The organism is Streptomyces rugosispiralis, assembly GCF_024505145.1.
GTDB lineage: Bacteria > Actinomycetota > Actinomycetes > Streptomycetales > Streptomycetaceae > Streptomyces > Streptomyces rugosispiralis.
In genome coordinates, this window is the sequence record NZ_JANIAA010000289.1 from 1 (window position 1) to 227 (window position 227).

1 protein-coding gene is annotated in these 227 nt (G+C 65.6%); it reads right to left on the reverse strand.

Features of this window, described 5'->3' with window-relative positions; genetic code table 11:
* Positions 1-227: acyltransferase domain-containing protein (locus NP777_RS47495; protein WP_256656419.1), on the reverse strand; the 227-nt coding region annotated here is incomplete at both ends.

Here is a 227-nt window from a genome sequence, read left to right on the forward strand (position 1 = left end):
GCGGCCTGCACCGACACCATCACCCCACCCGACGGCAACGCCTGCATCAACCGCCCACGAGCCGCCACCAACACACACGCATCCCGCAGCGACAACACACCCGCCACATACGCCGCCACCAACTCACCAATCGAATGCCCCGCCACGAAATCCGGCCGCACACCCCACGACTCCACCAACCGGAACAGCGCCACCTCCACCGCAAACAACCCACACTGCGTAAACCC